General features: G+C 67.6%; 1 protein-coding gene. It reads left to right on the top strand.

All coding sequences use genetic code 11. From position 1 onward, the window contains the following. The first annotated feature begins 153 nt into the window (after positions 1-153). Positions 154-825: an HAD family hydrolase gene (locus F6Q13_RS18155; protein ID WP_293059500.1), complete on the top strand. Its 672-nt coding sequence runs from the start codon at positions 154-156 to the stop codon at positions 823-825. The last annotated feature ends 18 nt before the right edge of the window (positions 826-843 follow it).

The following is an 843-nucleotide window of genomic DNA, read 5'->3' as shown; positions in this document are numbered from 1 at the left end:
GGTGAATCCCACGGTGCGGCAGGTGCTGGCCGCGGCCCGCGGTGAGCAAACGGCGGCTCCGTGGTGGAGCCGGTGGCGGCGGTAATCCCGCTGCATAGGTTTGTTACCACCGGTCGTCGGTGTGTGGCGGCTCGGTGACGAGGAGGTACACCGATGCTGCATCGGCCGCGAACTGTGGTGTTCGACGTTGTCGAAACGCTGATGTCGCTGGAGCCGCTGCGGTCCCGGTTCGCCGATGTCGGACTTGCTCCCACGCTGCTGGAGCGCTGGTTGGACCGGTTGCTGCGCGATGGCATGGCGTTGACCCTGGCCGGGAGCTATCATCCGTTCCCCGCGGTGGCGGCGGCAGCATTGCGCTCGTTGGCGCGGGGCGCGCTCGACGATGACGCGGTGGGTTATGTGCTGGCCGGTTTCGGCGCGCTCCCGGCTCACCCCGACGTCGAGCCCGCGCTGGGGATGCTGGCTCAGGCAGGGATTTCGCTGGTGTGCTTGAGCAATGGCACCGCCGAGGCCACCACCAATTTTCTCGCCCGCAACAACCTCGCAGGCTACGTCGACACGATCATCAGCGGGGCCGAGGTGTCCAGCTGGAAACCGAGTTGGCAGATCTACGACCACGCGGCGCGTATTGTCGCCAGTCCCGCCAGCAAGGTCGCCTTGATCGCCGTGCACGCGTTCGACTGCCACGGCGCCAAAAGTGCCGGGTGGGTCACCGGCTGGGCCAGTCGCCTGGAAGGCCACTACGCCGAGGTGTTCAGCCCTGCCGACATCGTTGGAGACGACCTGACCGAGGTCGCGACTGGGCTGCTCGCGTTACCCGCGTAGCGCGCTGCCGCGCAGCCA

Origin of the sequence: Mycobacterium sp., from assembly GCF_008709575.1 — a bacterium.
Classification (GTDB): domain Bacteria; phylum Actinomycetota; class Actinomycetes; order Mycobacteriales; family Mycobacteriaceae; genus Mycobacterium.
The sequence above is the reverse complement of the archived record's forward strand: the minus strand, read 5'-3'. Positions and strand labels throughout refer to the sequence as shown.